Annotated in this window: 1 pseudogene; it reads left to right on the top strand. The window is 62.5% G+C overall.

Annotation, left to right across the window (positions count from 1 at the left end):
* Positions 1-24 precede the first annotated feature (24 nt).
* Positions 25-253: pseudogene (locus tag KGA66_RS29560) on the top strand (hypothetical protein); the annotation flags it as partial.

Here is a 253-nt window from a genome sequence, read left to right as displayed (position 1 = left end):
ACACCTGAATGATCCTCAGATGCCGTGCCCGCCCGCAAATCCGGCATGTCAGGCCACGCAGACCGTGCCGACGCACGGCTAAACCACCACGAACCCAGCCGCAAGATCACTTTGTCATTGACCCTGCGGGCCACACGCCCCGGCGAAGAATACCGCACCCCCACCGACCAGGAATGGGAAGCTTTCCTCTCGCACTTCGAGCGGCGCAAACTGTCCGTCGGTACCTGCGCACGCGCCTTTAACACCCCCTGTA

The sequence above is a fragment of the Actinocrinis puniceicyclus genome, assembly GCF_018283645.1.
Classification (GTDB): domain Bacteria; phylum Actinomycetota; class Actinomycetes; order Streptomycetales; family Catenulisporaceae; genus Actinocrinis; species Actinocrinis puniceicyclus.
Note: the sequence above shows the minus strand (reverse complement) of the source record. Positions and strands in the feature narration are given on the sequence as shown.